Source organism: Rhodoferax ferrireducens, assembly GCF_003347515.1.
Classification (GTDB): Bacteria; Pseudomonadota; Gammaproteobacteria; order Burkholderiales; family Burkholderiaceae_C; genus Rhodoferax.
Genome location: NZ_QEII01000149.1, coordinates 1 through 6,212 on the forward strand (window position 1 = coordinate 1; position 6,212 = coordinate 6,212).

The 6,212-nt window shown below is 54.7% G+C and carries 5 protein-coding genes; 1 reads left to right on the plus strand and 4 read right to left on the minus strand.

Annotated features, from left to right (window positions below):
- The coding region (locus tag C5P05_RS00755) for a sensor histidine kinase (protein ID WP_232834282.1) at positions 1–275 on the plus strand (275 nt) is incomplete at its 5' end.
- An 895-nt stretch (positions 276–1,170) separates the two neighbouring features.
- Here C5P05_RS00755 and C5P05_RS00760 read toward each other — a convergent pair.
- From C5P05_RS00760 to C5P05_RS33470, 4 genes are all read right to left on the minus strand, one after another.
- Positions 1,171–1,668, minus strand: coding sequence for a C40 family peptidase (locus tag C5P05_RS00760; protein ID WP_114968014.1), 498 nt, complete (start codon positions 1,666–1,668; stop codon positions 1,171–1,173).
- Between the two features lie 395 nt (positions 1,669–2,063).
- Positions 2,064–3,812 carry an SIR2 family protein gene (locus C5P05_RS00765; RefSeq protein WP_157979158.1) on the minus strand — a complete coding sequence of 583 codons (1,749 nt, stop codon included), beginning with the start codon at positions 3,810–3,812 and terminating at the stop codon, positions 2,064–2,066.
- 251 nt (positions 3,813–4,063) lie between these two features.
- Positions 4,064–5,089: a DUF4917 family protein gene (locus C5P05_RS00770; RefSeq protein WP_114968012.1), complete on the minus strand. Its 1,026-nt coding sequence runs from the start codon at positions 5,087–5,089 to the stop codon at positions 4,064–4,066.
- A gap of 11 nt (positions 5,090–5,100) precedes the next feature.
- Positions 5,101–5,388: a hypothetical protein gene (locus tag C5P05_RS33470; protein WP_157979159.1), complete on the minus strand. Its 288-nt coding sequence runs from the start codon at positions 5,386–5,388 to the stop codon at positions 5,101–5,103.
- Positions 5,389–6,212: the final 824 nt, after the last annotated feature.

Below are 6,212 nucleotides of genomic sequence, written 5' to 3' on the forward strand. Positions count from 1 at the left end.
GCACCACGGTTCATGTGCGCATCCATGCGAATCCAGACACGGTGTCGATTGGCATGGCAAACACCGGCGACGGCATTGCGCCCGACTATTTGGAGCGGATTTTTGACCGCTTTTTCCGGGTCGATCCCTCACGGCAGCGCAGCAGCGAAGGCACGGGCCTGGGACTGGCCATCACCAAGTCCATCGTCATCGCCCATGGCGGCACGATCTCCGCCGCATCGGCTGGTGCCGTGAGCACCTTCACGATCAGACTGCCAACACCATATTTCCCATAGGCGCTACGAACCTCGGTGGGCGTGCTCTCTCTAAATTTCGGGACGAATTGATGGGCGGCGATTGTGTCGGTCAGGCACGAGCAAAGCGCACCCCTGGTAATTAATTCCCACCCGCCATCGCGTTCCCCTGCAGCAAACGCAGGCTACTGAATACGACCAACAGGCTGGCGCCCATATACGCAAATGCGGCCATTCACAGGCGGCCATTACGCAGTGCCGCCAGACTCTTGGTGTACATTGAAAATCCAGCCAACCTGGTTGACGCCAATTATCCTGTCCGGCGGTCAGGATAGATGACATCGACCACTGCGGGCCAAGATGGAGAGCCCTGAGCTTCCAGTGGTGAGAGTCGGGTCAGGAACCCGGTGGTGTTGGCCGCGCGAGTCAGTGAATCATTGTTCTGGCGCCTTGGTCAAGCATGGCAGCGACAAAACCCTGCGCCTGGAGCGCATCACCGTGGCAATGGGTTTGGCCTGGCGCCACTTCAGCGCCGTGGGCGCATGAGATCAGACGCACGGACTGGGACTGGGTTCAGTTGGCTGTGGTTGAGCGACCCTTGCAACGTGGCAAGCACGAGTCCATGTCCATGTCCACAAAGGAAGCTGCGCAAGGCGGTAGCGGGACGAATACCCCGACGAGGTGTCGGGTTCACCGGTGGTCAGTGAGGCGAACACCAGGCAGTGGCGCAAGGGCGTGTGCCATCAGGCGACATGCGGCCCGCACGGGTTGCCGCACCTGGTCAAAGGCGGCGGCAACAAAAAAAAGCGGAAAAAGGACGATCTGAATCGGCCACGGCATCGTGGACGCTTCAACTTAACTTTCGAGATCACGCGCAGCCCCGGGCAGGCCCGAGGCGCGGGACTCATTGCTGACACCTCAGCAGGCTCGAACGCAGTCAAGGCCGACGGAATGCCATTTTCTGGGATGACCAATATTTTGAACTCAAACGGTCGAGCCTGACTTCCCCGCCTGTTGACGGTGCGTGAACAAAACGGCCATCCCCCACATAGATTCCAGCGTGGGTGGCTACGTCGCTTTGGGCGAAGAGAACCAGGTCACCGGAGCGGATGTTGTCACTTGATACGGGTTGGCCCCAATTCTGCAGTTTTGAGACGGTACGAGGTGACGCAACCCCTGCTCTTGATTGATAGACGTGGCCAATTAATCCACTGCAGTCAAAACCAGAGTCCGGGGTATTTCCACCGTAGCGGTACGGCGTTCCAACCAGTCCAACGGCGTAGATGGTTATGTCGTCGGCTTGCCCTTGCGAGATTTTCGATGGTGCGCCCAAGCTAGAGATGGACGCAGGACCACGGCCAACCGATGGCGCTGTGCTGCATCCCCCAAGAACAAGAAGGAGCGTCACCGAAACAAAGTTGAGGCCGAGTTTCATCAATTTGTCTATTCTGAGCAATTAAAGTCGTAAACACGGCTCTAGCATTCATGCGGGTTAACGGCGTGGCAAATTGACAACACGCAGAGCTAGAGTCGTAAACAACTTTACAACATTTCCCACAACGATTGGGGCATACAGCGTCTGAACTTACCAAGGTGTGCATTTCGGCTGCCGTAAACCGGTCCGTCGTCGCTGACTTCTGGGTGCCCATTGCGGTCTTTCAGCCTTTCCCAAAGGGGACACTCAAATGCCAGATTTACGAGCTGCCGCGCACGCAGGATGCAAACCGTGAAAATCACGATGAGTATGTCTTCTGCTGCTTAGCGGTGACCGCCGGTGAGCACGATAGGCAGGATTCTGGTGGGAACTGATTAAGGAGCTGCCGAGTGTGCTCAGCGCCATCTGAACTCCGGAACGAACTTCTCAAGCTGAGTGAGATTCTCGAGTCCATGCAGTGCCGTCTTGCCGACGATGCCGGACATCACAAACGGCGAGCGGTCGCCCAAGCTCTGCAAGCTGGTCCGAATCTCGCCAAAGATTCGCTGCCTGTTCTCGTGCCGCCACCCGTATGCGCCTGGTAGGGTCCAGTATCTTTCACCCTTCTCAACGGCCGGGATGGCGTAGGAAAGAGCCGCCATGACTTCGAGTCTGTCGAAGGCCACGTGGAACGCATCTTCAGAAGGGAAGTGTGGCCGAAAAAGTGGCAGAAGTAGGGCTTCAAGGTGATTCTGAAATGGTGTGAACTGCCGGTCGCGCTCGGGCAATAACTTCATTACGTCTGAACCCTGCTCAAAAAGTGCCCAAACGGGCACTAACTCCACGGCGCGTTTGTCCTCACGGTTTTCGCGGGCGACCGCCGAATTGAACATAGCGTGCAGCGAGGCCCATTGCTCCGTTGCAACCGCGCCGAGACCGAAGGCATACAGCAGCAGTGTGGCGGGATAGCGCTGGAGGTCTAGCCATATGACAATGCCCCCTTGTGCCCGACGCAGGGAAAGCTTTGCCAGTGCCTTGGTCCACGGATTAACCTGAGCCCCCTCACTCCACTGACCGGCGACGAATGCCATCCGAATTAGCGTAACGGACGGAGCCTCATACGATTTCAACCGTGCGAGGATGGCGGCACCGTTGGTGTCTCGGGAGTTCATGTCGAACGCAGGGACGGTCGTTGCTGCCGCCACATTCTCAGCCTCACGGCTGACAAGGTCGTCGAGCGCGATTCGGTACTTGGGCTCCGAGAGGTACCGCTTGAGCGTGACGACCGCAGCCTCAGTAGACAAAGGGTGAGGCCGTGAAAACTCCTCGAGCGCCTTCACCTGCTCGCTCACAGTGTCAAAGAACGAATCGGCATCCGAAATTTCAATAAGCGTTGCGCCGCGGCGGGCAATAAGGTCGGCGGCTTTGGCGCTTGGTTCGCCTCTACTGGCCCAGTAGGTAGAGAACCGCCGGTATGGAGCGCGGGTCATGGCAGCCCTCAGGGCATCGTCCCAGTCTGCGGACCACCCTGTGATCACCAGGCCGTATTCGTCGAAGATTCGGTCGAGAAGGCGGTTGAACGCATCCGGGTACGCCGCCAGTTCCTCCGGCGTGTTCCTGATTCGAGTGTCCAAGTAGTCGCCGTGAATCTTGACGATTGTGCAGGGGGTGTGGACGAGCGGGAGAGCGCCGTCGATGTGGTCTGGAGTGCTGAGGACCGTGGCCTGGATGCCAACGTCCTGGAGAGCAATCTCGAGGAGCCGGTCGAAGTTCGTGGTCAATATAACCCTGACGTAACCCAACTTCACCAAGTCAGCGACGGCTCGGTGAGCCTTTGTTGGGACCTTGGCTCCTTCCTCTCGCTCCTGCTCAGTGGGCTCCCAGTAGGTTCGCAGCAGTTGCTGTCGTTCCGCGGGCGTCTTGGCGACAGCGTCCAGCAGCTCTGAGTACCCCGGCTCCTTGCCCGTGGTCTTGAGGAACCATCCCGCCGGGTCCGGTTCGCAGCTCGCTCCCTGCAAGGCGGCTACCTTGCGCACCAACTCAATGGTGATTTCCCAACCCGTGGGGATTCGAGCGGCCCGCGACACACCAGAACCCAGCAAGACGGCGTAGACGCCCTTGTTGGCGTGCATCGAAAAGGCAAGTGAGTTTGTGGGGTCAATCATTGGTTTACTTATTTGATGTGAAGTTGCACGGGAACTGCGCACGCTTGTCGGGCCCATAGCGGTTGGTGACGACTCGGGAAAGAAGACATTAAAGAGAAATTTCTCTGGCAGGTTCGACGGAACCAATGTGATTGCCGATGCATATATGAAAGTTGGCAACCTTTCGCCTCGAAAAAAGGCAGGGGTCACTATTCGAAAGCGTCATATCACTTCAGGATTGGTTTTCTTAAATAAATATTTTTTGTAAATTGTCATTTACCCCAGACATTCGCAGTCGAAGCGTCAAAGTACGAAACACTGAGGGGATGGCTTGGCCTGCGATTGTTTGTCATTTGATTAGCCCGTCTGATAACCAGTTTGTTTTCGTCTGAGTTTGGGTCGCTATACAGGCCAATGTAGAGCTGAGAAAGCTTACCTCTTTCGATTCGTTGAAGATAATGCTCATCATTTTCTGCCAATGAATGACCGTAGATAAACAGCGCACCTGTTATCTCGCTAAAACTTCGATAGGCCTTTGCTAAGTAATCGCTATGGCGAATACGCGCCAATTTTTCTGCACTTGTTCCTTCGGATACGAACAGTGGAAATAGCCCTTTACCCAAGGCATTTCGGATTTGGTCAATGAGTCGAACCCCCGTGTTCGTCCATGTGTATTTCTGAACCTCAGTTCCGGCATCAAAAACATGAAGTGCTCCATGGAGAAACCAGGTGTTCTGCTCATGGCTTTGGCTTGGCTCCCATACGACGTAGGCGGCGTCATAGTCGTCTTCCGACTTGCGAAAGCCGTCATCTGATGATGGGCTAGCACCGTCATGTGTGTGCATCTGTGCCCAATAAAGTAAGAGGTCGTAGTTAAAGGTGTAGACCGTCTTGAAGTTCGCAATGAAAACCCGACAAGCGGCGTATTCTTGGTCTTCTATTTCCCCAGGGTATGCAGGATGACTATGCGCAATTGTTTGGACCAGAAGCTCGCGGAGACCGTCAGCGTCAGCCTGTAAGGTGTCCAAAAAGGACTGCGTGGTGCCACCATAGGATTCAAGAATGAGCTTCGCATCACGTAGCGCCTTTATGACTCGCTCAAAATCCTGTGTCCCAAGGGCTTCAAAAGCTTTTTTCGCCGTCGACGAAAGTTTTGAAAAATCGGCTTTTTCGTACAACTTCCCATAGAGAAAAATATTTGGCCGGCAGGCAATACTGAATCCGTTACCCAGCAAAACATGCAGGTTTTTGATTCGTTGTGCTTCCGACAACGCCTGTTGAAAAGTATAAATTGGCACTCCAGGCGCATCTACAGTTGGGCATGAATGGTCGAAAACGCGCTGTCACCGCGTTTGTATTTTGGACGTGGGTCAATGAAATGTTCAGGCAGAACCGAAACTTGCCGCATTTCGCTGGTGTGAAACATCTTCCAGCCAACGTATTCGCCGGACTCACTACCGCCCCGAACTTGATAGGCCCGCATCGCACTATGGCCTTTGCTGTCAACCCCATAGGTGTGAGGTTCGACGACCCTTGAAAATCCGTCGTAAGTAAATCCCAGCAAGCTTTTATTTTGTATCGCTGACTTGATTGGCATAAAACTCCCTTGTTAGCACAACTATTGTCTCCATAAGAAAAAGGGAACGACTTTGGGCCGCCCCTTTCCAGCCAGTGTTATCGCTTGCTATTTGGCGTAGTTTTCATTGGCTTCCACGTGCTTCCAGGGGAAGTCGTTGGCGGAAGGGGTTTATGGTCTGGCACCGTCGTATAGTTTGGACGAAGGCCCCCTTTGGGTCCGACCTCTTGGAAGATGCCGCCTGCGGTTCCGGTATTGGTACCGGGCTTTTTACCTGCTGTCATAAGTACTCCCTAAAAAACAGCACTGGCCCCCGGTACTTGAAATCCCTGTTGCCAAACCGTTGCTGATTCGGTTACGCTCGACGTTCCTTAACGTGAGTTGGGGGCAGACCTCGCCGGGTTTCGGTTGTCTGCCAAGGCTGCTGAGAGTTCGTACCTCTCAGTGGCCTTTTTCTTGTGAAAGAGAAATTCACGAGCCCACTATATATGGTGTCTTTAGTGATTGCAAGCCACTATATGTAGTGTATTTTGCATAAGTTGTGGATAACTCAAATGGTAACCGGTGGCGCGCTTGTGGATAGCACTTTAGAAATCGTCAGCACAAAACGATGACACCAACAGTATGTCCACCGTTGGAATGGGTGCCACGCGCGCACGTGCCAAGCTTCTCGAGGGATGGGTTGGCTCTTGGTTTTGAATGACTGCTCCTGGTCGTAGGACTAAACCGCTCGCGCGGTACCCTGCGATGTGACGTTTGTGGTTTGCCGAAGGTGGGCGAGTGCCTATGTTGTGAGGTGAGGCAATTGGCCTCGTTCACCACAGGAGCACAGCCATGGAAACATC